Here is a 22,999-nt window from a genome sequence, read left to right on the forward strand (position 1 = left end):
CTACTCGCGCTCCAAACTTCACCACTGCTCACTTTCGATATCGATTTCCGGGTCGTTACCCAGATCCATGCCTGCCGGCGGGGCGGGCACCAACTTCGCGAGCGCCGCCCGCAGCTCCTCATGCCTTCTGGCCCACGCCTGTGCACGCCGCCCCCCGGCGAGACGCAGACCCACCGGTTTGCGCCCCTTGGGCACACCCGTCAGCTCCCCGAGAGGACGGGCCTCCTCCCAGATATCGCGATCGGCGTCGGGATACAGCCACTTGATCTGGCTGACGGCCAGGGTTTCGGCGCCCTGACGCAGCACGGTGGGCGTCAGCTCGACGCTGGCGTGGATCCGTGCGGCATAGATCTGCAGTGCGATGAAGAAGGACACCACCGCCGCGGTGCCCACCGGCATGAGGAGATCGACGCCCATCTTGCTCCACAGCTGCAGGCCCAACATGATGAGACCCGCAAGCGGCCCGAGTAGCAGCCATCGCCAGCGGCCGCCCGATTCGTAGAACAGCCTTTCGCCATCGGTCGATTTCTCAGGCATGTTCACCGCCATCGAACCAGTCCTGCGCGGTCGGCCTGATGATCAGCACATTAGCCACGATCAGGGACAGCGCGGCGATGAGCAGTAGCGGTCCCACCGACCCGAAGCCGGCCATCACAATGGCACCGAGGACCGAGACGACCGAGAGCGCGATCAATGCGCGACGAAAACGCTTGTCCCCCTGCCGTGTCCGCCCGGCAAGAAATGCGATGCCGATCGCCAGCAAAATGCACAGCACGCCCCACACCCGGAAGTAGGTGACGAGGTTTCTTACGTCCCCGTCGGTCAGCGCAGGCTTCGCGGCAGCCCGCACCGGACCGAAGCGCTGAGTCACCCCGGCCAACCCGTTGAGGAACAGCGCCGCCGCCGCGACCGCCCAGAACCAGAACGCCACATCGACGATGCGTGGCCGCGGTTGTTCCGGAGTCATTCGAGCAGCGTATCGGGGCGTTACCGCTGCCTCGTCAGGTACGCGGTGGAGTCCTCGCGATGCAGCAGGAACAGGCCGCCGCAGATCAAGACGGCCGCGGTAATCCCCGAGAGCGCGTGCACGACCGCCGGCACGCCCTCCAGGCCGAACAGCCGTGTTGCGGTGAACACCACCGAGCCCACAGCACCACCGGTCAGGAAGGTGCGGGCCAGGCGATATCCCGCGCGCATCAGGAAGATCGCGGTAACGACAAGGGACCCCACCACGATGACGATGAACCCGTTGGAGGCGTACACCGTCCAGAGCGGCGCGGACTTGCGCACCTCGGGGTCCAGTTGCCATTGGCCGACGTTCGCGGCCAGATAGCTCACGATCATCAGCGGAAGCGCGGCCAGCCAAAGCCAGCAGCCGGTCTCGATATCGGCGGGTCGCGGCTTGGCCGGACCAGTCGGGGGTGGTCCAGCCAATCCGCCGGGATGGTGCGGATCGGGATATGTCACGCGACCACGGTAGTGGAGGACGGCACTACACCCCTAGTCGGCGAGCCAACCCGCCACGTCTGCCGCCCAGTAGGTCAGCACGATATCGGCGCCCGCACGCCGGATCGAGGTCAGCGTCTCCAGGGCCATGGCCTGTAAATCAATCCAATTATTTTGCGCCGCAGCACAGATCATCGAATACTCACCCGACACCTGATACGCGGCTACCGGCACCGGCGAGACGTCGGCGACCTGCCGCAGCACATCGAGATACGCCATGGCCGGTTTGACCATCAGGATGTCGGCACCCTCTTCGACATCAAGCTCGGCCTCGCGCAGGGCTTCTCGCCCGTTGGCCACGTCCTGCTGGTAGGTGCGGCGGTCGCCGCGCAGCGAGGATCCGACGGCATCGCGGAACGGTCCGTAGAACGCCGAGGCGTACTTGGCGGCGTACGCCAAGATGATCACATCGGTGTGCCCGGCAGCATCCAGGCCGTCGCGGATGGCCGCTACCTGGCCGTCCATCATGCCGCTGGGTCCCACCACATGAGCGCCAGAATTCGCCTGTGCCACCGCCATGTTCGCGTACTGCACCAGCGTCGCGTCATTATCGACGCGACCGTCGGCGGCCAGAACCCCGCAATGGCCGTGATCGGTGAACTCGTCGAGGCAGGTATCGGCCATCAGCACCGTGGAATCACCCAGGTCCTCAGACAGGATCGACAGCGCCCGGTTGAGAATGCCATCCGACGCCAGTCCGGCACTGCCACTGGCGTCCTTGTCCTTCTCCTCGGGAACCCCGAACAGCATGAGCCCGCCCACACCGGCCTTCACGGCATCCTCGGCAGCCCGGCGCAGCGATTCCGTGCTGTGCTGCACCACCCCCGGCATAGAAGCTATGGGGCGCGATTCCGCCAAACCGTCGGCCACGAACATCGGCAGCACCAATTGCCGTGGCGCCAGCGTGGTTTCGGCCACCAGCCGGCGGATTGCCGGGGTGGTTCGCAGCCGTCGCGGACGCTGGTAGGGAAAAGGCACGGCAAGCCCTCCGCTTATCTCCGCCGGCTCTTCTTACGCGGCGGCGGCAGTGCACCCTCGGTGCGCAACCGCGCGGCGTGCTCGGCCAGGGCTTCGACCAGCGGACCGACGGCCGCGGTTTCCGGCTGCACGTCCACCCGCAGGCCGAATTCGATGGCGGTCTCAGCGGTTTTCGGTCCGATGCACGCCACGATGGTGCGCGCATGCGGCTTCCCGGCGATACCCACCAGGTTGCGAACCGTCGAGCTCGACGTGAAGCACACCGCGTCGAAACCTCCGGTCTTGATCATCTCGCGGGTCTGCGCCGCCGGCGGTGCCGCACGCACGGTGCGATACGCGGTCACGTCGTCGATTTCCCAGCCGCGCTCGCGCAGCCCTTCAGCGAGGGTCTCGGTGGCGATATCCGCGCGGGGCAGCAGCACCCGGTTCACCGGATCGAAAATGTCGTCATAGGGCGGGAATTCATCCAGCAAGCCGAGCGATGATTGTTCTCCGTCGGGCACCAGCTCGGGGTTGATACCGAACGCGCGCACCTTGTCGGCGGTCGCCTGGCCCACGCATGCAATCTTCACACCGGAGAAGGCCCGGGCATCCAGACCGAACTCACCGAACTTCTCCCACACCGCGCGCACCGCATTGGTGGAGGTGAAGACCACCCACTGGTACCTGCCGTCGACCAAACCCTTGACGGCTCTTTCCATTTGGGCAGGGCTACGCGGCGGCTCCACGGCGATGGTGGGAACCTCGACCGGCAGGGCTCCGTATCCGACAAGCTTCTCGCTCATCTCGCCGGCCTGGTCCTTGGTGCGCGGCACCAGAACCGTCCAGCCGTACAGCGCACGGCTCTCCCACCAGTTCAGCTTGGACCGACCACCCACCACACGACCGATGGTCAGCACCAGCGCACCGGTCATCGGCCCGTGCGGATCATTGGCATCCAGCGGAATGCCGTCGATCAGCGAGGCCAGCGTGGTCTCCACTGTCCGCTGTGCACAGGTGGTGCCCTGCGCGGTCACTGCGACCAGCGTCTGGTCGGACAGTCCATGCTCGAGGAGCGCCTTGGCGGCATCGGGCACATGCGTCGGAGTGGCGTGCAGGATCAGCGGGCCGGGAGCGGCGGCCAGCGCGGCCCAGTCCACATCGCCGCGCACATCGGCAACGGTGTGGGCGGATCCCGGCGGCACACCGGCGTAGGCGGGCACCGCAGTGCTCGACGTCAGACCGGGCAGAATCTCGAAGGCCACCTGTGTCCGTGTGACGGCAATGACCTCGGCGAGCACCGAATCAATCGACAGCGGATCACCGGCGACCAGTCGCACGACGTCCACGCCGTTCTTGGCCTCGGCGACCAGGGTCTTGGCGACATCGGCGGGATCTCCCAGCGCCGGACGGATGTCGATGGTGAGCGCGGGCTCGGCAGCGGCCTCACTGCTACCCGGAGTGGGCGCCTCGACGTCAGCCGGTGCGGGTTTGACGGGCGCGGGTTCAAGAAGCTCGACCGCGGATCCGACAAGATCGAGCACAGCCTGCGGTACGTCGGGATCGGTGAACGCCACCGTGGCGCCTGTCAGCACCGCGCGCGCTCGAACCGTCAACAGGCCGGGGTCACCCGGACCAGAACCAACGAACAGGATGCGCCCTGGCTTCTTGCGCCCTCGGGTCACTACTGCCTCCCATATCGGCGGTTTGTGCCGCCTACTCAGCTGTCATCAGTGCTCGTGCACCGAGATCAAGCAGTTCCCTCGCAACCGCGAGCCCAAGCTCTGCGGCCCGATCGGGGGTGCCAATCCCGGAGGCCCGAATCACGTCAGATCCGTCCAGCGCCGCCGCACATCCGCGCAACGACAATTCGTCGAAGACGCGGCCATCCTCATCGATCGACTCGACCACCTCGGCGATCGCGCCAACCGGTGCGGTACAACCCGCCTCCAGCTCGGCAAGCAGAGCCCTTTCGGCAGTCACCGCGGCGCGCGTGTCGGCGTGATCGAGTTCCGCCAGCACAGCCACCAGTTCGGTGGCCTCGCTACGGCACTCCACCGCCAGCGCTCCCTGAGCCGGTGCGGGCAAAACCTGCACCGGTTCCAGTGTCTCGGTGATGTCGGCAAGCCGTCCGATACGGGCCAAACCCGCCCGGGCGACTACCACAGCATCAAGATCACCATTGGAGACCCTGCTCAACCTGCTATCCAGGTTGCCTCTAAGGGGGCGAATTTCCAAACCGAGACCCAGTGCTCTAAGCTGCGCGGCCCGCCGGGGGGCCGAGGTACCGATCACAGAGCCCGTCGGCAACTCCCCCAGCACCAAACCATCACGGGCCACAAGGGCGTCCCGATAGTCTTCACGAGGCGGAATGGCGGCTATGACGAACCGGGGATCGGCAGCGGTTGGCAAATCCTTGTAGGAGTGCACGGCAACATCGACGACGTTATCGGCGATGGCCTCCCGCAGGGCGGCCGTGAAGACCCCCACACCGATTTGCTCGACAGGTGCCGACGACTGGTCTCCCGCCGTCGTCACGATCACCAGCTCGGCGTCGTGCCCCTTGGCGCGCAGCGCGTCGCGGATTCCCCCGGCCTGAGTCGTCGCCAACAGACTGCCGCGGGTACCAATTCGGATCATGGATGAGCCTCTCGGGCGAAGACCGTCGGGATGGATGAGCCTGTCAGGCGAAGACCGTCGGGATGGATGAGCCTGTCAGGCGAGGACCATCGAACGTCGATGAGCCACGTGGGCGAACACCGTCAACCACGGCTCTCTTCGCGTAATTCCTTTGTGGCGAGCGGTAATTCGCCAGCCGTGGCCACTGCCTCGACGGTGTGCGGATCGAGCTCGAACAGCTCGCGCAGCGCCTCGGCGTAGCTGTCTCCACCGGGTGCCGACGCCAGCTGCTTCACGCGCACCGTGGGGGCGTGCAAAAGCTTGTCCACGACGCGGCGCACCGTCTTGGCCACCTCGTCCCGGTCGGTCCCGGCCAGGCCGGGCAGACGACCATCCAAACGCAACAGCTCGGCCTCCACCACCTCGGCGGCCCGCTGGCGCAACGCGGTGACGGTCGGGGTGACCTCCGCCATCCGCTCACCGGTCAGGTACCGGGCGACCTCGTCGTTGACGATCTGACGGGCCGCTCCCGCGTCGTTGGCTGCCGCGCGCGCAGTGGGTTCGCGCTGGATGCGCTCCATGTCCACCACGACCACACCGGGCAGACCGGCCACCGTCGGGTCGACGTCACGCGGCATACCCAGATCGCAGAACACCAGTCGACGTCCGCCGGTCAGGGCACGGTGCACATCGGCCAGTGAGATCACCGGGCGGACCGCGCCGGTGCAGGACACCACCACGTCGGCCTGAGCCAACGCCTCGTCCAGGCTGTCCAGGGTGATGGCCTGCGCCTTCACTCCGGCCTCTCGCGCGGTCGCGGCGAGCCGTTGAGCACGCTCCGCGCTGCGGTTGACGATCCACAAGTTGTCGATACCGGCACGGATCAGCTGTGCAGTCGCCAGTGAGCCCATCGCTCCGGCACCGATAACGGCAGCCGTGCGCCCGGGCAGGCCGTCAAGCTTGCCGTCGGCCAGGTCCAGGGCCACCGACACCACCGAGGCCCCGGCCGCGTCGATAGCGGTCTCCGAGTGCACGCGCTTGCCCACGCGCAGCGCGCTCTGTGACAGCTCATGCAGCACCCGGCCGACCGCCTGATGCGATTCGGCGGTGGCGTAGGCGTTGCGCACCTGGCCCAACACCTGCTGCTCGCCGATCACCATCGAATCCAGGCCGCTGGCCACCGCGAACAGGTGCTCGACGGCGGCCTCGCTGTATCGCACGTAGGCATATTTGGTGAGCTCGTTCATGTCGATCCCGGCATGGCGGGCGATGGCCTCGCCGATGACGGTCAGGCCGCCGTGGAATGCCTCGACCACGGCGTACACCTCGACCCGGTTGCAGGTCGACAGCACCATGACCTCGCTGACCAGCGGGGATTGCAGAATCTGTTCGATCATTTTGGGCTGATCGGCCTCGCCAATCGCCAGTTTTTCCAGCACCGGCACAGGCGCGCTACGGTGCGAGGCTCCGAACAGCAGGACGCTCACCGCAGGTCACTCCACGGACAGGCTGCTATCACCGGCCAGCTCCCTTGCTTTGGTGAGGGTCGAACTTTAAGAACGGTAGCCCGTAAATGGCCACTGGGCAAAATCCAAACAGCCTGTTATCGGTCACGTTTCAGGTCCGCCCGCAGCCGAGGCTCGTCCACTTCCCAGTAGCTGTGTTCCTGGCCGTCGAGCAGCACCACCGGAAGCCTGTCGCCGAATTCCGCGCGCAGTGACGAATCGGTGCCCGCAGCCACATCGACATCGGTGATGGTGAGGGGGACACCGAGCTCGTCTGCCAGGGCCTCCAACTCACGCTGCGCCCGGTCACAGGCGGAGCACCCTGCGCGCGTTAGCAGTGTTAGTGCCGTCATACACCAATTCTGCCACCGGGTCCCCCGACTTCCCACGACCCTCAGTAGGGTTGAACGGCATTCGGAAACGGCGGACAGGAAGGGCGGGTAAGCCAGTCATGACCAGCCCCCAGCTCAACGGTGACCCCCTTACCGAAGACTCCTCGGAGGAGCAACTACTCACGGACGCTGCTGCGCAGGACCTGGCCGAGGATGTCGCGCGGGCCGCATCCTTCGCCGAGGCCGACGCGGCGGCCGCTGCCGAACCGATTCCCGGTCCTCCGCCCGCCGACCTGACGGCGGCCGCGTTCTTCGACGTCGACAACACTCTGGTGCACGGCTCCTCGCTGGTTCATTTCGGCCGCGGCCTGGCAGAACGCGATTACTTCAAGTACTCGGACATGCTTCAGTTCGTCTGGGCGCAGGCGAAGTTCCGGCTGACCGGCCGGGAGAACTCCGGCGACGTCGCAGCAGGACGGCAGAAGGCACTGTCGTTCATCGAGGGCCGCAGTGTTGATGAGCTGGTGGCACTCAGCGAGGACATCTACGACGAGACGATCGCCGAGAAGATCTGGCCCGGCACCCGTGCGCTGACCCAGATGCACCTCGATGCCGGACAGCAGGTGTGGCTGGTCACCGCGACACCCAAGGAGCTGGCCGACACCATTGCCCGACGACTCGGCCTCACCGGAGCACTGGGCACCGTCGCCGAATCCGTGGATGGGGTGTTCACCGGCCGACTGGTCGGCGACATCCTGCATGGACCGGGCAAGGCGCGGGCCGTACGCAACCTGGCCATCCGCAATGGACTGAACCTCAAGCGCTGCAGCGCCTATAGCGACAGCGTCAACGATGTGCCAATGCTGTCCCTGGTGGGCACCGCCGTGGCCATCAATCCCGATGCGGAGCTGCGGGATGTGGCACGACGCCGGGGGTGGGAGGTCCGCGACTTCCGCACCGCACGCAAGGCCGCCCGTGTCGGCGTGCCGTCAGCGGTACTGCTCGGCGCCGCGGGTGGTGCGTTGGCTGCCGCACTGGCGCGCCGCGAGAAGTAACAATCACCCAAAAGCGCTGCTGATAGGCTCAGCGCCGCTCGAACTGACTAGATACGTCACAGACTTTGCAGCGAAATGGGTTAATGCATGGCGATCCGCCAAGACATCATCGGAACTCACTACCGCTACCCCGATTACTTCGAGGTGGGCCGCGAGAAGATGCGTGAGTTCGCAGCGGCCATCAAGGACGACTGCGAGGAGAACTCCGGAGTCGTCGCCCCCGTCACCTTTCTGGCCGTCGCGGGCCGGCGCGTGCAGCTGAAGATCTTCACCGAGATGGATCTGCCCATCAACCTGGCCCGGGTGCTGCACCGCGACCAGAAGCTCAAGTTCCACCGCCCCATCAAGGCGGGCGATCGGCTGTACTTCGACAGCTACCTGGACAACGTGCTGGAGTCGCACGGCATGGTGACCGCCGAGGTGCGCGCCGAGGTCACCGACGCCCACGGGGAGCCGGTCGCGACGAGCATCGTCACCATGATCGGCGAAGCGCAGGGGCACGAGAACTCCGACTCGGTCACCGCCAACATCGCCTCGCATCGCAAGGACTAGAAGCGTCTCCGACTTAACCGGTAAGCGCTTGGGGTGGTTCCGAACCAACGCTTGCAACTTCGGGTGAACACACTTTGTTCGGCGTAGCCGAGCTGCCTGCTGACATGATCGAGGCTCAGATCGGTGTCGGAAAGCAATCGCTCGGCAGCTTCCTGACGGGTTTGGTCGACTAGCTCGGCGAAGGTGGCGTTCTCGGCACCAAGCCGTCGTTGCAGTGCCTTTGGGTGCAGACCGAGGTGTAATGCGATGTCCCCCAACCCGATCGCCCCCGTAGGAAGCAGCTGGCGGATGAGGATACGGGCCAACTGACTGGAATCTGGCGTGCGCTTGGCCAGGGTGCCCGTCAAGTAGTCGACGGCGGTCTGGTGCGTAAGAAGGTCTTTGGGCAGTGACTTCTGCAAATCGGTGGCGCGCAGGGTGAATCCGCCAACGGGTTCGCAGAAGAACGGCGGGCAGCCGAAGTAACGCTGATACGCCGACGCTGTGGTGAGGGCTTGGTGCGGCAGATGAACGGAAACAGGCCGGTAGCTGCTGCCCAGGAAGTGATACAACACCCGCAGCGTGACACCCAAGGACAGCTCCACCGCCTGTGCCTGCGGAGGCGCGGGGGTGAGCAGAAACTCGAACTCGAAACGAGCCAGCGTCGGGTCGAGATGGTCGGTGACCCGGGCGCTGATGACCGGACAGTAAGCGCCCATGAACTTCTCCAGGATGGCGAATGCGTCGGCGACGGTCGCGGCCGTGCGCGCGGCCAAACCAACCGGTCCCAGAATTTCGATGCCCTGCCGCCGGGCCAGTTGGCGCCCGAAGTCAGGCGCATTCAGAGCCACCGCGGTGTCCTCCAGCGCACGGGCACTGTTGGGTAAGGAGATGAACCGCTCGTATGAGCCGGCGTCGGCGACCGAAACCCGAGCCGCGGCAAGCAGTTTACTGCCGTCGCCGCCGAGTTCGGCCACTAATTGGTGGTAATTGGTCAGCGCCGAGCCCCGGATCACCGACATGTCCCAAACTGTCAAATATTTGTCTTCCATTGTCAAGACAAGCAGGTGGAGCATGCTGCACGATCAACGTTCGGCGATCAAGATCGTCGTATCCAGAAAGGGTGGGCGCGTGAAGATTTGGTGTACGCAGTGGACCAAACTGTTGGTCGTGATGAGTACCGTCGCGTTGACGGCGGGACTTGCGGGCTGCTCGAAAGAATCTGGTTCCCAGAAGCTTTCCGCCGATGAAGCCAAGGCCATCGCCATGGATGCGTACGTCTACGGCTATCCGCTCGTCACGGTGGAGATGACGCGGCGAGTGATGACCAACGTGGCCAAGCCCGAGGCCATGCGCGCGCCGATGGGACAGCTCGTGCGGCTGGGCGAGTATCCCGACGCGGCCTTCCGCGATGTCACGACACCCAACGCGGATACCTTGTACACCAACGCTTTTATCGATGTCGGCAAGGAACCGTACGTCCTGAGCCTCCCCGAGGCCGACGGTCGCTATTACCTGTTCCCGATGCTGGACGGGTGGACCGATGTTTTCGAGGTTCCCGGCGAGCGCACGACTGGTACCGGGCCGCAGACCTACGCCATTACCGGTCCAGGCTGGAAAGGCGCACTGCCCCAGGGGGTAAAGGAGTACAAGTCCCCGACATCCATCGTGTGGCTGATCGGCCGCACCTACTGCACGGGCACCCCGGAGGACTACGCTGCCGTTCACAAGCTGCAGGACGAGACCACGCTGGTGCCGCTCAGCTCGTACGGCAAGCCGTACACCCCGCCCGCGAGCACGGTGGACTCGAGCATTGACATGAAAACCCCTGTCCGCGATCAGGTAAACAATCTGAGCATCAAGGTGTACTTCGATCTGCTGGCAACCCTGATGAAGGACAATCCGCCCGCCGAGGCCGATAAGCCCATGGTGGACAAGATGGCCAAGATCGGCATAGAGGCCGGGAAGCCCTTCGATATCGACAAGCTCAGTGCCGACACCGTGAGCGCGCTGCAGTCGGTGCCCAAGGAAGCCGTCGAGAAGATCCTGGGCCACCTCAAGGAGGCCAGCCAGGACATCAACGGCTGGCAATTCACCACGAAGATGGGTCTCTACGGCACGGATTACCTGCAGCGCGCCACCATTGCGGCGCTCGGGTTGGGCGCCAACCTCCCTCAGGATGCCGTCTACCCCATGTCCGGGGCCGACGGCACTGGTCAGCCCTATGACGGTGCCAACAAGTATGTGCTGCGTTTCGCCAAGGATCAGTTGCCGCCCGCCGAGGGATTCTGGTCGTTGACGATGTACGACGAGGGCATGTACTTCGTGGCCAATCCCCTGAACCGCTACACGCTGAGTGAGCGCAACAATCTGACCCCCAATCCCGACGGCTCGGTGGATCTCTACCTGCAACACGAGAATCCAGGGCCCGGAAAGGAATCCAACTGGCTGCCCGCACCCGCCGGCAAGTTCAATCTGGTGCTTCGCCTGTACTGGCCCAGGGAAACACCGCCGTCCATCATCGACGGCACCTGGAAACCGCCAGCCGTTCAGCGCGTCCCGTAATAGCAAGGAGTCGACTATGAAACTCATCGCCACAAGCCTGTTTACCGCTCTCGGTGCCGCGGCGCTCTTCACCGCGGTAGCCGCGAACGCCGAACCGGAGCGGCCAGCCAACTGCACGGCGGCCGACCTTGCCGGAGTCTCGGCGGGCGTCGCCGCGTCCACCTCGAGCTACCTGTTCACCCATCCGGACGTCAACGAGTTCTTCACCGGTCTGCAGGGGCGTCCACACCCCGAGGTGCAGAGCACGGTGAAGAGCTACATGGACGCCAACCCGGAGACGGCAGCAGACCTGCGAGGAATCCGGCAGCCGCTCGTCGATCTACGAGACCGCTGCCAGCTGCCCGCCGCACCGCAGGTACAGCCGTGAAGCGCCTGACGGTAGCGGCGCTCGCGCTCATCCTCGCACCGGCCTCCCTTATCGTCATCGCGCCGAGCGGCACCGCCAGCGCCGACGTCTGCGTGGGAGCCGGACGACGGGTACAGGTCAGCGGCTGCGCCAACGTCGCCGATGCGGTGCAGCCGTACGTACCTCCCCCGGCGTACTACGCACCCATGCCGGAAGATCCTCCGCCGCCACCCGGGGTCAACGCCTGCGTGCACTACAACGGCCGCTGGGTGAGCGCTGGAGGCTGCAACCCCTAACCGTCCTGGGCAGCCCCTAGCTGTCCGTTTTGATGCCGGCGATGTACTCGACGAGGGCCGAGTGCAGCCGGTGCTGGCCGAAACCGGCCGCCGGATCAGGCCGCCAGAAAATCGGCAGTTCGTTCTTTTCAGCCGCGTGGTGGCACTTGATCAGCAGCTCGTCATTCAATGGTTCGACAGCCTGGTGACTCAATGCTGATTTGAGTTCCTTGGGCAAAGCCTTCCAAATTGCTTCCGGATTCAGATCCGCGCTCACTCAGTACCTCTCACTCTTGCCCCGGGCGCTGACCAGCACCCGGAAGTCGTTATCCCCGAGCAGAAATCTCCGTTGCGCTGGCTGCTGGAAGCCGCGGGCATGATCACTGCGCCTGCGCACTAATGCCCGCTCCAGCCAGACTCACCTGTGTGCCAGTGTCAGTCAGCGAGTCGCGCAGGATAATCGCCGACGGCTCGGCTCCAGCGGGAACGTCGAACGCTATGGACGCAACAACGCTGTCGCCCGGACCGAGATCCGCGCCGAGCAGGGGCAGTGAAGCTTCCCGGTCTGCGCCAAAGGTTTGATCGCCCACAACAAGTTGCTGCATTGCCGGCTCAAACCTCTCGCCGTCGGCACCGTCATTGACTACACGCACACCGACCAGAACATGGCCGACCTGCACAGTCTGGGGCAGTCGAGGATCGCCCAAAGCGTCAGACACCGTCACCTCAGTCACAGCGATGGCTAACTGGCCTGACCGCGCCTCGCGGCCCAGGTCTGCCCGGCCCTCGGGTTCAACCGGGGCAACATCAGGAACGAGTGCCGACCGAGGGTATCGAGGGTTCCTGCCGTCTTCAATACCGGCCAACGTGGCAATAACAAGAAAGATGGCGATAACGCCGCCAAAAATCATCGGTGCAGCAGGGAAATTGCTGCTCAAATGATGGCGGGCGGCGACACCATTCTGGCCCTCCAGCGAAGGTTGAGTCACAGCATAAGTCCTTTACTCGGGGTAGCGGCGCAACAGCTGAAACACCCGCTGTGTTGATGACAGGCTAATAGTACGCAGGGTCTATCGGCATCGCAGAACGTTCGTTACCGGACGACAGCCGGCCGCTGCGAGGAAATACTGATAGCTCTCAACGCCAAACACCGTCAAGCTTTGCTGATTCAGGGATTTCCGCTGGTACAGGAGCCGAAAGCAGAGACGATGGCGACGGGCGACCGATGAGGACGCCTAGGTTGGGCAACCAGTTTGCCGCTGAAAGTCCACCGGCACACGGAGATGTAGGCAGCGAAGACGGGGTTGGTGCGGCCGGTTACCTGGTCCGTCCACACCGAAGTCGTGTTCAGCCGTACTGGGCGGCGAGCTTACCGATCACTCCGGTGAACTCCTCCATGGTGGCGTCAAGGATGTCCTTGACGGACTCGACCGCACCGATGCGCCCGGCGACCTGACCGCCGAGCGGTATGAAAGTGTCCATATCGCCCCCGAAGTAGAGGTCCAGCGGATTCCCCGTTTCCATGAGCGACACCAGATCTTGTCGTTCCATCTCCTCGGTGCGCGCGCTGCGCAGCGCGCGCAGGCCCGGCTTGGTCAACCGGTTGAGCAGCACGGTGTCGGTCTCTCGGGCGGCGACCACCGCTGCCTTCCAGTTGCCGTGGATGGGCGACTCGGCGGCCGACATCATTCGGGTGCCCATCTGCACGCCCTCGGCACCGAGCGCGAACACCGCAGCCATCGATGCGCCGTCGCAGATGCCTCCGGCGGCGATGATCGGGACGTCGACCTGAGACCGCACGAGTGGCAGCAGCACCATGGTGGAGGCACCCTTCGGGTCTTTGAAACCACCGCCCTCGACACCTTCCACCACCAGGCCGTCGACTCCGGCGTCGACGGCCTTGAGCGCCGCGGCCAACGTCGGGACCACATGAAAGACGGTGAGCCCATTGCCTTTCAGGATGCTGGTGTACTTGTTCGGATCCCCCGCGCTGGTAGTCACGAACGTCACACCCTGATCGATGACGAACTGCGCGATGGTCGGATCACGCACGAATGCCTGGGCGATGTTAACCCCGAACGGCTTGTCGGTGAGCTCGCGCATGGCGCGGATCTCGCCCTTGATGGCATCGAGCTCGCCGGAGCTGGTCTCGATGATGCCAAGCCCGCCCGCGTTGCACACCGCGCTTGCGAGCTGTGATCGCGCGATCCATCCCATCGGAGCCTGCACGATCGGCCGCTCGACACCCAACAGTTCCGTCAGCCGGTTTGTGATCACCCAAGGAAACCTACGCCGCCAGATAAGCCGATCACGGATTCCAACTGCAGGGTCGCGGAAACACCCTTCACAAGACGGGCCCCGGTGAGTTGGCGAAAAAAAGACTAGGAATGGGAATCATGGTGACGGCTCGTTGGATGAGTGATTCCTTGCTGACGCCCGCTGGACGTTCTATCGCGATACGGAGCGCCAGGTGCAGCATCGTTCCCATACCAAGGTAGAGGATTTCGTCGACATCTTGGTCGGTGAGATCAGGCTCGCGTTGCATCAGTGCGTATCGCGCAAGGTGATGGAGCTGCTTTTCGATTCCGGGCACTATGTTGGCGTAAATGCCCAGCGGCACGTCGTTGATCATTGCGGTCAACACTGCGCCGTGGCTTTCTATAGCGTTGACGAGGGCGGTGAGGATGTGCTCGGCGCCGACGCTGGTTTCCATTGACAGCGCCTCCCCGATAGCGATCACCAAGTCGCGCATCGCAGCATCTTCGGCCCTGGTGCGCAGTGCGAGGATGACCGCGTCCTTGTCCGTGAAGTACCGGTAGACCGTTCCGATGCTCACATGCGCGTGCTTGGCAATCTTGTTAGTGGACGTTTCGCGGTATCCAAGTTCTCCCAGAAGTTGAGCTGCTGAGTTCAGGATCGCCTCGATGGTTTCCTGGGAGCGCTTCTGCACTGGTTGGCGCCGCCGTGACATGGACATTTCCCCGACTCGTTTAGTCTCCGGACAGGCCGCTAAAAGTGAGTAGTAAATGAGTACAACTCACTTCTACCCTAGGTCATACGTCATCTGCAGAAGGCAAGAATGCGGTCTCAGCATTCCAGCCAAGCAGATGTTCGGTGCCCTACCGAGGCAACGTACCTAGACAAGGAGCCGCGGTCTCATGACACAAGGATCCGATTCCGTCAGCTGCGATTACACATATCTACCTGGGATGGCGCTGCGCCCCATACCTCCGGCGAAGGCGGAATGGGACCCGATCTGGCGGTATTGCCGAGACTTCCTGTTCAGCGATTGGTTCGAGGTCCAAGACAAGGTGGCCTCCACGCCGCAGACCCGGCTGTTTGATGACCACATGTGGCAGGGCGATGAGCCGATGGATGCGGTGGTGGCCTCATTCCAGCGGATCGGGACGAGTGAAGGGCGGGCACTTTTTGAGCAGGCATTGCGATCGGGCGTTGACTCACTAAATGATCCTCCCGAGGAGCTGTTGCGCCTGTTCAAGGAGATGGAGCAGCTCCCAGAGTGGTTTGACCCGGTGAAAGCTGAACGGGGGCGCCAGCGGATGCTGGCGGTCTCGCTACCCGCGCAAGTCGGGACATTGGTGTTCGGACTATTCGACACAGTGCTGAACACGGACGTATCCCTGGCGACCGGGGCGAGTGGAAGGTTCCGTTACGACGGAGCAAACCGCACTGCAGAGACCATGTTCATCGTCTCCGAGGCGTACCGCGGAGCGGTACTGCCGGGCGGCGAAGGGTACCGGCTGGCGCTGCGGGTCCGGTTGATGCACGCCTTCGCCCGGCACGGACTCCGGAAAGCCTGGGGTGATGAGCACTATCGCGAACACGGCAACCCGATATCCAACGCGTCGTTGTGCGGTTTCTGGGAAGCGGCCTCAGCTGGGGTGCTGATCGATCACGCGATGGGCCGCACCTGCACCGCAAACGAGTACGACGATGTCTGGCATTACTTTTCGTACTGGTCATACTTGTTCGGGGTAAGCGAGCCGTTGCTCCCAGAGAACGGCATGGCGGCGTTGCGCAATTTTGACTATCTGATGGCGCGGTCGGGCCGTCCAGCGCCGGAGCGCGCGGAACTCATGAATTCGCTAATCACCAATTTTACGAATCTCTACGGATTGGAGGCTGCGCGCGGATGGCCATTTAGAGCGGGCCGAACGTTCAGCGCGTACCTGATAGCAGGTCTGGGCGTGCTCATCATGGGGCCTGAGACCACACGGCTGGCATTCGCCGACACAGCGTTCGAGAATATCGATTTCGCGCGCGCCGGGCGGTGGACACGGCAGATTACGAAAATGGCAGCCTTCACAAGCAGCGTTATCGACCACGTTCCCGGAAGCGGCCCGATTCGCCGGCGCATGCATGCTGAGACAGCCCTCTTGGGCAAGCTGATAGAGACGGCCGGACGCGCTCTTGCGAAGAAGAACAAGCTAAGCCTTGACTACAGCGCCCACGACAACGGCCACACCACGGCGCAGGACTTCCTCCGAAACCGTTCCGCCGCGGCAGCGCGCTAGAACCTGTACCTCCCTGTCGGCGCGGGGAGGCGAAGCAGCTCAGCCGAAGAACATGTTGCGCCGCCCGGCCAGCAGCCGGTACAGCGTCTGCTGGATGGTCTCGCGCACCTGGTCGGTGACATCGAACGTCACCATCGGGTCGTCGGCGGCCGCGTCCTCATATCCCTGCGTCGGGATGGGCGTGCCGAATTCGATATGCCACTTGGACGGCAGCGGCACCAGTCCGACGGGTCCGGCCGCCGGGAAAAGGGGGGTCACCGGGAAGTACGGCAGCCCGAACAGCCGGGCGATCACCTTGAGGTCGGCGATCATCGGGTAGATCTCCTCCGACCCGACGATCGAGCACGGGATGATCGGCGCCCCGGTACGGATGGCCGCCGACACGAACCCACCCCGGCCGAAGCGCTGCAGCTTGTAGCGATCCTTGAACGGCTTGCCCAGGCCCTTGTACCCCTCCGGGAACACGGCTGTCAGCTCGCCCGCGGACAGTAGCCGGTGCGCGTCGGCGGCGCAGGCCAGCGTATGGCCCGCCTTTCGCGCCAACTGCCCTAGGAACGGTGAATCGAACACCATATCGGCGGCCAGGTTGCGCAGGTTCCGGTTACCGGGGCAGCGGTCGTGCACGGCCACCGACAGCATCAGCCCATCGAGGGGCAGCACACCCGCATGGTTAGCCACGACCAAGGCTCCACCGGTCGCCGGGATGTTCTCCACCCCGGTCACGTCCACCCTGAACCATCGGTTGAACAATGGCCTCAGCAAAGGCAATAACAGTGATTCGTTGAGATGTTCGTCGAACCCGAAATCGTCGACGGTGTAGTCGCCGCCCACCCGCCTGCGGATGAACTCAGCGACGGCGGCGATGTTGGCCGCAAGCTCGGTCAGCGACTCATCGCCGCCCACCTGCGCGTTGCCCTGCGCCGCACGGATCTCATTAAGGTCATGGATCACCGCTGCGGTATCTGTTGCCGACGTATCGTTGGCCAACGATGACGGGTGCCGTCGTCCAGCGTCGGCACGCGCCTCGGCTCGGCGAGCGCGTGCAGCATGGCGTTCCGAATTAGCCTGCAGTTGAATGACTTTCGCCTTTGTCTCACCGGCCATGCTTTTCACCTCCACCCTATTTCTACGAACTGATCTTCTGCGCGAGAGCGACCGCGCGATCTCCCAATGAGCGTACCCACTCCGGCTCGATAACTGGAGTGATCCCGCGACCCCGAACGTAATCTCCGAAGGCTCCGATGGTCGTCCACTTGGGCTGATACCCGAGCTCGGTCTTCATGCGTGTGTTGTCCACCGCGCGCCCGTACGCCAGCCAGTCCCGCTGTTCGGCGCTCAGCTCGGTGTAGCGGGTGCCCTTGGTGAAGGAGGCGATGGCCGATACCGCAAACGACGGCACAGGGATGCCGAGCTGGCCGGAGCGCCGTACTGCCTGCGACATCATCATGACGCCGTCGGCCGCGACATTGAACGTTCCGGACTTACCCGCCATGGTGGCCCGCTCGAGCGCGCCCAGGGCGTCCTGCTCGTGTAGCAGCTGCAAGCGGGCGTCACGTCCGATCATGGTCGGAACCACGGGCCCCGCCAGGTACCGGGCCAACGCGGTATCCATACCGGGGCCGATCAGATTCGCAAGCCGCAGGATTGTCACTGCGAGGTCGGGCCGTCGGCGGCCCAAGCCGCGCGCGTAACTCTCGATGTCGATGCTGTCACGCGCGAACCCGTCTGCGGGTGGGCGCCGTGCGCTCATCTCCTCGGTGAACATCACCGGATCACGGCCACTGGAGCCGTACACCTGTGAAGTGGACTTCACGATCAGCCGCTGCACGGTGGGTGTCTTCTGGCAGGCCGCGAAAAGCTGCATCGCGCCCATCACGTTCAATTCCTTGAGCGCAGCGCGTCCACCCGAACGTGGCGAGTACGAGGCCGAGGCGGTATGTACCACCGTGTCGACCTCGCCGTTACGGATGACCTTGGCAATGAACGGGTTGCGAATATCGGCCCGCACAAATTCGGCCCGACCCATCCTGCGCAGCAGGTCCTTGCTCGGCGCGACCGCATCCACCGCGATAACGCGATTGATCATCGGATTCTGGACCAGGCGCGCGGCCAGGTAGCCCCCGAGGAATCTGCTGGCACCGGTGACCAGCACCACCCGTGGGTAGTGCAGATTGGTCTCGCCAGCGCTCACGGACGAAGCTTATCCATCAATGCAGCAGTGGGCATCCGGAGCGGATGCCCACTAACACAGCGTTTACTTGCCGAGTTTTCTGCGCTGAACGCGGGTACGACGAAGCAGCTTGCGGTGCTTCTTCTTGGACATACGCTTACGCCGCTTCTTGATAACTGAACCCATGAACTCCTGCTAACTACTTTGAAATCGTCTTTACGGTGGGCGGTGCACAGCGGCTGACGCCAGCCGTACACAAGCGCCCTAACCCCTCAAGGCTAAAACCAGGGTGCCGTGCGACTCTACCCGCTACGGCCCCTCGTCAGGAAACCGGCCGAGTGGCGAAGGGCGCCCCCGGCCGGTCCTACTAGTCGGCCGACTACCCGGCGTCGAAGTAGGAGGCCTGCAAGAGATCGTTGACCGCCTTGGCGTGCACACGGAACGACCGGCCGACCCGCACCGCGGGCAGCTCTCCGTTGTGCACCAGTCGGTAAACAGTCATCTTGCTGACGCGCATCAGCGCGGCGACCTCGGCGACGGTGAGGAACTGCGCCTTCCCAGGTTGGCCAGCAGCGGCCGCGTCCCGGCCCGGCTTGGCGCCGGCCCCGTCGCGTCCGGATGGCCCGTTGATTGACGTCATCGCATACCCATTTCCCTTGGCACATGTCGTGCCGCCAATCTTCCCCATCGGCGGTACGGACACGCACGTGCTAGAAGGAGAATAGCGGGACCAGTGGGGTTACTGATACCCGTGTGGGCTAATTGATCAAGATTTGGTTAAATTACTCTGATGTGATTCCCAGCTGCTCGGAGCGTGTTTTTGCGGCATCGACAGCCGCATAGACACTTGCCCGCAAACCTCCGCGTTCCAATTCACGCAGCGCAGCGGCGGTAGTGCCACCCGGCGAGGTAATCGTCGCGCGTAGCTCGGCAGCGGTCGTATCGACCTCGGTACGGGTCTGTAGTCCGGGGGCACGATTTTCGTCGGTTTCGGCCCGTTCGAGGAGCATCGCAGCCGATCCGGCCATGGTTTGGACAACCAGATCGGTGGCGACGGGCCGTGTGAGGCCCGAAGCGACCCCGGCATCGACCAGTGCCTCGACAAGCAGGAAGAAGTACGCGGGGCCCGACCCGGACAGTGCGGTGACGGTATCCATCTGCGATTCGGCGACCGTGATGACGGTGCCCACCGATTCCAGCAGTTCGGAGACCGCACTCAGCTGCTCGTCATTCGCGAACCGACCCTTCGCAAGGGCACTGACCCCGGCCCCGACAAGCATCGGCGCATTGGGCATCACACGGATGACCGGCGAGCCGGCGGCCAGTTTGGATTCGAAAAAGCTCGCTGACACTCCCGCGGCCACGGATACCAACACCTGTTCGGTCTCCCGGGCGTCGCCCTCGGCATCGAGTTTCGCCAGCGCGGCCGCGATCTCGGTAGTCGCGGACTCGACATCGGACGGTTTCACCGCGACAACGATGAAATCGGCGCCCTCGACGGCATCAGCCACCGTGCTGACCCGGATGGAGTACGCCTCAGCGAGCGCCTTCGCCCGGGCCGGGACCTTCTCCGAGACGACGATGTCCTTGGCTTGCCGTCCGGCGCGCAGCAGCCCGGAGATAAGTGCCTCACCGATATTGCCGCCACCGATAACCGCGATTCTTGACATGGCGACCAGCATGGCAGACCAGTTGGGGTGCCGGAAACGGCTTTCCGTGCGTGCACGAACGTGCCGTGAGTATGTGCGCGGAGATATGCACATCCGCCTCGGTTTGTGACTATTCGCAGAGCTCTGCCCATTTCATGGCGCACAGCCGGATACTCGGACTACAAGTTATGTATGTCACAACCGCAGCGTCGCAACGAGGCGAGGCCTGATTCTGCACCCCACCCCATCGATATCGACATACCCGATGGAGTGCACGGTTGGGCGCAACCAGAATTCGACCGAGTGGTCCAGAAGTTCGCCGCGTTGTACGTCGGCCGCGTAGGGGGCGGCGGGCTCTGCGTCTATATCGACGGCGAACCGGTGCTCGAGATCTGGGCCGGGGAAGCACAACCCGGCGTGCCCTGGACCCGTCACACCGCACCGATCATCTATTCGGCCTCCAAGGGTGTGACCGCCACAGTGATCCATCGTCTGGCCGACCGGGGACTGCTCACCTATGACGCCCCGGTGGCCCGCTACTGGCCCGAGTTCGGCACCAACGGCAAGGAAGCGATCACGGTACGGGACGTCTTGGCGCATAAGTCCGGGCTGTCGGCGCTGGCCCCGATCGCGTCCAGCCCAGAAGAAATCCTCGATCATGAGCTGATGGAGCAGCGGCTCGCCGCTGCGCCAGTCGGGCGCTACTACGGCAAGGCCGCCTATCACGCGATCAGCTACGGCTGGCTGCTGGCCGGGCTCGCACGGGCGATCACCGGCAAGGACATGCGCGAGCTGTATCGCACCGAAATCGCGGAACCCCTTGGAGTGGACGGTATTCACCTCGGCCGCCCGCCGGCGGGCTCGCCCACCGTCCCTGCCGGTATCTACGCGCAGCTAGCCAATGCGGTCACGATGCCATTTCTGTCCCGCGGCCTGTCCATCGGCGCACGGGTCGTCGACGCCATTCCGGGTACACGGGGCGCCACCGGAGCGATCCACGTACCGGGGGCCGAACGGATCGTGGCCGACGACGGGCACGCCTGCGCTCCGATCTACGACACCCAGATGGGCGCAGGTAACGCCATCTGCACCGCACCCGCATTGGCCAAACTCTATGCCGCACTGAGTAATCGAGGAAGTGTAGACGGCCGCCAGCTGCTCTCCGAAGAAAAAACCGCTGAACTCGCCAACGGACGCGGGATCAGGCCCAACCTCCCCATCGCCCGCGATATCTGGGAACTCGGCTACCACTGCATCCCGGCACCGGGCCTCGTGGGCGGATTTGGGCATATGGGTGCGGGCGGATCCACCGGGTGGGCAGATCCGAAGCGCCGCATTGCCATTGGGCTATCACAGAATCACCTGCTACTTCCCAACCCAATGCACAATGTGGCGTTTCCCCGGTTATGGGCGACGATCGTGCGGAGCATCCGCTAGGCGGTGGCCGCCAACGCGAGGCGATCCTCGGCCGCGAAGGTGTCCTCCAGTTGCAGTGGTGAGTAGTCGAGGTCAATCTCCCCCAGCGGACGGCCACGGGCGCTGCCGATCGTCCCGAATCGCCGCATCCCCTTGTCGGCGGAGTACTGCATGAATTCGTCCACCGACAGCCCAAACGGGGTATCTGCGCCGTAGAGCGCGAAGCCCTCCTGAGTGAGACGCAAGGCAATCGGGATGAGTTCGTTCATCCGCGCTTCGAAGACCGACCAATTGGTGTCGTCGGCAGCGACGTGACGCCTACAGGTGAAGGTGCCCCACGCCATGTGGCGTCGCTCGTCGTCGCCGATCCGGCGGATCAGTTCCTGCATACCGGGAAGAATCCCGCGGTCAACGCAGATCTTGTGCCACGCAAAGTATCCCGTGAGCGCCAGCATGCCTTCCACGACGTGGTTGTAGGTCACCGATGCGCGTACTTGCGCCGCTGGTGACGGGTCGGTGGCCAGCGTCCCGAGGGCATCGGGAAGCTCGTCGAAGAAGATCTCGCGATATGCCGGAAGGTCGTCGAGGTACCCGTGCAGATCGTCACGGACTCCGACCTCGTCGAGCCAGAGCCGGAACACCTGCGTGTGCTTGGCTTCCTCAAAGGCGAACTGCGTCAAATACATTTCGTCGCCGAGTCGCCCCTCGGCGCGCATGGCCGTCATGAACGGCTGGATGTCCTGAGTCACCGATTCCTCGCCCGCGATGAACTGCGCGCACAGCCGGGTGGCGTAGTCGCGTTCACGATCCGTGAGCGAATCCCAGTCGGCGCGGTCGCGGGAGAAGTCGATATCGGCCGGATCCCAGAATTTCGCATTACCGCCGACGAACAGCTTGAGCGGCAGGGAATCCCAGTTGAGCCCTCCCGCCCGAAGAGATCCATAATCCGTGCGCGTCATGAGGGCCTCCTAGCGTCGACATTGACCTAGTGACCATCCTCGATGTGAGTCAGCTCACAATCAAGGGCTGATATCAGACCGGGCGTGTACTTCGTGTTCCTGCGGCAGCGGATCCTGCCAAGCCTGGTACTAGGCAGGCGTGCAGATGATGACCGGGATCTCCCGGTCGGTGTTCTTCTGGTAGCCCGCATAGCCGGGGTTGACCTTGGTGATCGTCGGCCACAGCGCGGCCTTCTCGTCCGGCGAGGCGGTGTGAGCCGTGTACGCGCGGGTCACCTCGTCGACGGCGATCTCGACAGCCGGGTTCTTGACGAGGTTCTTGTACCAAGCCGGATTGTCCGTGCCGCCACCGTAGGAGGCCACCAGCACCACCCTGTCGGCCTCGTAGATCGGCGCGGTCAGCAGAGTCCCGCGGCGCTGCCCCGACTTGCTGCCGACGGTGTACAGCTCCACGGGCTGCATGCCCAGCACCTTCTTGGGATACCGGCCACCGGTCAGCGCCAGCACGACACGGTGACCGTTCTCCAGAAACCAGGCGCCAATTCGGATGGCCCAATCGGGTTGCTTGCCCATATTCGT

The 22,999-nt window shown here is 64.1% G+C and carries 27 protein-coding genes; 7 read left to right on the plus strand and 20 right to left on the minus strand.

Going from position 1 to position 22,999, the window contains the following annotated elements:
* Positions 1-18: 18 nt before the first annotated feature.
* From MLB1_RS06500 to MLB1_RS06535, 8 genes are all read right to left on the minus strand, one after another.
* Positions 19-537, minus strand: a complete 519-nt coding sequence (locus MLB1_RS06500; RefSeq protein WP_180748823.1) for a hypothetical protein — start codon at positions 535-537, stop codon at positions 19-21.
* Positions 530-967, minus strand: a complete 438-nt coding sequence (locus MLB1_RS06505; RefSeq protein ID WP_180748824.1) for a hypothetical protein — start codon at positions 965-967, stop codon at positions 530-532. The genes MLB1_RS06500 and MLB1_RS06505 overlap by 8 nt, the downstream gene beginning before the upstream one ends.
* Before the next feature lie 20 nt (positions 968-987).
* Positions 988-1,467 carry a hypothetical protein gene (locus MLB1_RS06510; RefSeq protein WP_180748825.1) on the minus strand — a complete coding sequence of 160 codons (480 nt, stop codon included), beginning with the start codon at positions 1,465-1,467 and terminating at the stop codon, positions 988-990.
* 33 nt (positions 1,468-1,500) lie between these two features.
* Positions 1,501-2,484, minus strand: a complete 984-nt coding sequence (gene hemB, locus MLB1_RS06515; protein ID WP_180748826.1) for a porphobilinogen synthase — start codon at positions 2,482-2,484, stop codon at positions 1,501-1,503.
* 14 nt (positions 2,485-2,498) lie between these two features.
* Positions 2,499-4,148 carry a bifunctional uroporphyrinogen-III C-methyltransferase/uroporphyrinogen-III synthase gene (locus MLB1_RS06520; protein WP_180748827.1) on the minus strand — a complete coding sequence of 550 codons (1,650 nt, stop codon included), beginning with the start codon at positions 4,146-4,148 and terminating at the stop codon, positions 2,499-2,501.
* Positions 4,149-4,179: 31 nt separating this feature from the next.
* Entirely contained in the window at positions 4,180-5,103 is a 924-nt protein-coding gene (gene hemC, locus MLB1_RS06525; RefSeq protein WP_180748828.1) for a hydroxymethylbilane synthase, read from the minus strand.
* Positions 5,104-5,225: 122 nt separating this feature from the next.
* The gene (locus MLB1_RS06530; RefSeq protein WP_180748829.1) at positions 5,226-6,569 is read right to left on the minus strand and encodes a glutamyl-tRNA reductase; all 1,344 of its coding nucleotides are present in this window, start codon (positions 6,567-6,569) and stop codon (positions 5,226-5,228) included.
* Positions 6,570-6,685: 116 nt separating this feature from the next.
* Positions 6,686-6,940 (minus strand): glutaredoxin family protein, encoded by a 255-nt coding sequence (locus MLB1_RS06535; RefSeq protein WP_180748830.1) that lies wholly within the window; start codon positions 6,938-6,940, stop codon positions 6,686-6,688.
* A gap of 98 nt (positions 6,941-7,038) precedes the next feature.
* Between MLB1_RS06535 and MLB1_RS06540 the strand changes: the two genes are divergently transcribed.
* Together MLB1_RS06540 and MLB1_RS06545 are read left to right on the plus strand one after the other, a co-directional pair.
* Positions 7,039-7,974, plus strand: coding sequence for an HAD-IB family hydrolase (locus tag MLB1_RS06540; RefSeq protein ID WP_180748831.1), 936 nt, complete (start codon positions 7,039-7,041; stop codon positions 7,972-7,974).
* Between the two features lie 87 nt (positions 7,975-8,061).
* Complete coding sequence (locus MLB1_RS06545) at positions 8,062-8,526, plus strand: MaoC family dehydratase N-terminal domain-containing protein (protein ID WP_180748832.1); 465 nt, start codon at positions 8,062-8,064, stop codon at positions 8,524-8,526.
* Here MLB1_RS06545 and MLB1_RS06550 read toward each other — a convergent pair.
* Positions 8,523-9,527, minus strand: coding sequence for an AraC family transcriptional regulator (locus MLB1_RS06550; RefSeq protein ID WP_180748833.1), 1,005 nt, complete (start codon positions 9,525-9,527; stop codon positions 8,523-8,525). The two genes, MLB1_RS06545 and MLB1_RS06550, sit on opposite strands and share 4 nt — an antisense overlap.
* A gap of 52 nt (positions 9,528-9,579) precedes the next feature.
* Here MLB1_RS06550 and MLB1_RS06555 point away from each other — a divergent pair, with 52 nt between their 5' ends.
* From MLB1_RS06555 to MLB1_RS06565, 3 genes are read left to right on the plus strand one after another with little or no spacing between them, the layout of a single operon-like run.
* Positions 9,580-11,070, plus strand: coding sequence for a DUF1254 domain-containing protein (locus MLB1_RS06555; protein WP_180748834.1), 1,491 nt, complete (start codon positions 9,580-9,582; stop codon positions 11,068-11,070).
* Between the two features lie 16 nt (positions 11,071-11,086).
* A complete protein-coding gene (locus tag MLB1_RS06560; protein ID WP_180748835.1) occupies positions 11,087-11,437 on the plus strand; it encodes a heme-binding protein in 351 nt (116 codons plus the stop codon).
* Entirely contained in the window at positions 11,434-11,712 is a 279-nt protein-coding gene (locus MLB1_RS06565) for a hypothetical protein (protein WP_180748836.1), read from the plus strand. Before MLB1_RS06560 ends, MLB1_RS06565 begins: the two co-directional genes overlap by 4 nt.
* A 16-nt stretch (positions 11,713-11,728) precedes the next feature.
* Here MLB1_RS06565 and MLB1_RS06570 read toward each other — a convergent pair whose 3' ends face one another.
* The 4 genes from MLB1_RS06570 to MLB1_RS06585 form a co-directional block, all read right to left on the minus strand.
* On the minus strand, positions 11,729-11,968 hold the full coding sequence (locus MLB1_RS06570; protein ID WP_180748837.1) for a hypothetical protein: 240 nt from the start codon (positions 11,966-11,968) through the stop codon (positions 11,729-11,731).
* 103 nt (positions 11,969-12,071) lie between these two features.
* The gene (locus tag MLB1_RS06575; protein ID WP_180748838.1) at positions 12,072-12,680 is read right to left on the minus strand and encodes a DUF4352 domain-containing protein; all 609 of its coding nucleotides are present in this window, start codon (positions 12,678-12,680) and stop codon (positions 12,072-12,074) included.
* A gap of 358 nt (positions 12,681-13,038) precedes the next feature.
* A complete protein-coding gene (locus tag MLB1_RS06580; RefSeq protein WP_180748839.1) occupies positions 13,039-13,968 on the minus strand; it encodes a nitronate monooxygenase in 930 nt (309 codons plus the stop codon).
* A gap of 67 nt (positions 13,969-14,035) precedes the next feature.
* Positions 14,036-14,662: a TetR/AcrR family transcriptional regulator gene (locus tag MLB1_RS06585; RefSeq protein WP_180748840.1), complete on the minus strand. Its 627-nt coding sequence runs from the start codon at positions 14,660-14,662 to the stop codon at positions 14,036-14,038.
* Between the two features lie 187 nt (positions 14,663-14,849).
* Between MLB1_RS06585 and MLB1_RS06590 the strand changes: the two genes are divergently transcribed.
* Positions 14,850-16,226: an oxygenase MpaB family protein gene (locus MLB1_RS06590; protein ID WP_180748841.1), complete on the plus strand. Its 1,377-nt coding sequence runs from the start codon at positions 14,850-14,852 to the stop codon at positions 16,224-16,226.
* Between the two features lie 39 nt (positions 16,227-16,265).
* Here MLB1_RS06590 and MLB1_RS06595 read toward each other — a convergent pair whose 3' ends face one another.
* The 5 genes from MLB1_RS06595 to proC all read right to left on the minus strand — a co-directional run bounded on the left by MLB1_RS06595 (position 16,266) and on the right by proC (position 20,066).
* Positions 16,266-17,330 (minus strand): lysophospholipid acyltransferase family protein, encoded by a 1,065-nt coding sequence (locus tag MLB1_RS06595; protein ID WP_180748842.1) that lies wholly within the window; start codon positions 17,328-17,330, stop codon positions 16,266-16,268.
* Positions 17,331-17,352: 22 nt separating this feature from the next.
* The gene (locus MLB1_RS06600) at positions 17,353-18,417 is read right to left on the minus strand and encodes an SDR family oxidoreductase (RefSeq protein WP_180748843.1); all 1,065 of its coding nucleotides are present in this window, start codon (positions 18,415-18,417) and stop codon (positions 17,353-17,355) included.
* A gap of 63 nt (positions 18,418-18,480) precedes the next feature.
* Complete coding sequence (locus MLB1_RS06605) at positions 18,481-18,582, minus strand: 30S ribosomal protein bS22 (protein ID WP_003402602.1); 102 nt, start codon at positions 18,580-18,582, stop codon at positions 18,481-18,483.
* A gap of 193 nt (positions 18,583-18,775) precedes the next feature.
* Positions 18,776-19,036, minus strand: a complete 261-nt coding sequence (locus MLB1_RS06610) for a helix-turn-helix domain-containing protein (RefSeq protein ID WP_180748844.1) — start codon at positions 19,034-19,036, stop codon at positions 18,776-18,778.
* Positions 19,037-19,178: 142 nt separating this feature from the next.
* Entirely contained in the window at positions 19,179-20,066 is an 888-nt protein-coding gene (gene proC, locus MLB1_RS06615) for a pyrroline-5-carboxylate reductase (protein WP_180748845.1), read from the minus strand.
* Between the two features lie 171 nt (positions 20,067-20,237).
* On the opposite strand from proC, the gene MLB1_RS06620 reads away from it, so the two are divergent.
* Positions 20,238-21,482: a serine hydrolase domain-containing protein gene (locus MLB1_RS06620; protein WP_180748846.1), complete on the plus strand. Its 1,245-nt coding sequence runs from the start codon at positions 20,238-20,240 to the stop codon at positions 21,480-21,482.
* On the opposite strand, the gene MLB1_RS06625 is transcribed toward MLB1_RS06620, so the two are convergent.
* Positions 21,479-22,420, minus strand: coding sequence for a R2-like ligand-binding oxidase (locus MLB1_RS06625; RefSeq protein ID WP_180748847.1), 942 nt, complete (start codon positions 22,418-22,420; stop codon positions 21,479-21,481). The two genes, MLB1_RS06620 and MLB1_RS06625, sit on opposite strands and share 4 nt — an antisense overlap.
* Positions 22,421-22,549: 129 nt before the next feature.
* Positions 22,550-22,993, minus strand: coding sequence for a nitroreductase/quinone reductase family protein (locus MLB1_RS06630; RefSeq protein ID WP_180748848.1), 444 nt, complete (start codon positions 22,991-22,993; stop codon positions 22,550-22,552).
* Between the last annotated feature and the right edge of the window lie 6 nt (positions 22,994-22,999).

Source organism: Mycobacteroides sp. LB1, assembly GCF_013449725.1.
Taxonomy (GTDB): Bacteria; Actinomycetota; Actinomycetes; order Mycobacteriales; family Mycobacteriaceae; genus Mycobacterium.